The sequence below is a fragment of the Vibrio genomosp. F10 str. 9ZD137 genome (assembly GCF_049974785.1).
Classification (GTDB): domain Bacteria; phylum Pseudomonadota; class Gammaproteobacteria; order Enterobacterales; family Vibrionaceae; genus Vibrio.
On record NZ_JBNGCJ010001010.1, the window covers coordinates 1 to 735 of the forward strand.

Genomic DNA, 735 nt, shown 5'->3' on the forward strand with positions numbered 1-735 from the left:
GGTTGATGGCGATTCAGCGGCGGCAATGCGTTACACCGAAGTTCGTATGTCAAAAATAGCGGGCGAGCTATTGGCGGATCTTGATAAAGAGACCGTTGACTACGTCCCTAACTATGATGGAACAGAGCAAATCCCAGCGGTACTGCCTACTAAGATCCCGAACCTATTGGTTAACGGTGCTTCTGGTATCGCAGTCGGTATGGCAACCAATATTCCTCCGCATAACTTGACGGAAGTGATCGATGGCTGCTTAGCGTTCATTAATAATGAAGACATTACTATTGATGAACTCATGGACTATATCCCAGGTCCTGATTTCCCGACAGCAGCATTAATCAGTGGCCGCAAGGGCATTGTTGACGCCTATAAGACTGGTCGCGGAAAAGTCTACATGCGCTCTAAAGCGGATATAGAAGCGGATAAGAACGGTAAAGAAACGATTATCGTTACAGAAATTCCGTATCAAGTTAACAAAGCAAGATTGATTGAAAAAATCGCTGAGCTCGTTAAAGATAAGAAAGTAGAAGGTATCAGTGCATTACGTGATGAGTCTGACAAAGATGGTATGCGTATTGTTATTGAATGTAAGCGCGATGCTGTGGGTGAAGTTGTACTGAACAACCTTTACTCTCAGACACAGCTGCAAACGACCTTTGGTGTCAACATGGTTGCGCTTAACAATGGTCAACCTCAGCTATTCAACCTGAAAGATATGTTGAAATGCTTCGTTGATCA

General features: G+C 44.1%; 1 protein-coding gene. It reads left to right on the plus strand.

The annotated features are described in order from the left end of the window. Positions 1-735 (plus strand): DNA gyrase subunit A (locus tag ACP45E_RS21580; protein ID WP_277815736.1); only part of this gene is annotated, 735 nt, incomplete at both ends.